This window comes from Streptomyces sp. BE20 (genome assembly GCF_036322525.1).
Classification (GTDB): Bacteria; Actinomycetota; Actinomycetes; order Streptomycetales; family Streptomycetaceae; genus Kitasatospora.
In genome coordinates, this window is sequence record NZ_JAQYWW010000915.1 from 1 (window position 1) to 259 (window position 259).

Below are 259 nucleotides of genomic sequence, written 5' to 3' on the forward strand. Positions count from 1 at the left end.
CCGCTGCTCGGGCGTCTTCCGCTCGTCCTCCGAATCCTCGGAGTCCTCGTCCCGAACCTCCCGGGTCTCCTCCGTCTCCCGGGGCTCCTCCGTCTGGCGCGGCTCCTCGGTCTGGCGCGGCTCCTCGCTCTCGTCGGCCCGGCGCTTCCCCGCGACCGCCTCGCGTCGTCCCTGTTCCGCGTCCTCGTCGGCCTCGCGCCGCGACTCGGTCTCCCGCCGGAGGCGCTCCTGCTCCTGCCTGCGCTCGGCGGCGGCGACG

At 76.1% G+C, this 259-nt stretch carries 1 pseudogene; it reads right to left on the bottom strand.

Annotation, left to right across the window (positions count from 1 at the left end):
- Positions 1 to 259, bottom strand: a pseudogene (locus PUR61_RS21220) (hypothetical protein); the annotation flags it as partial.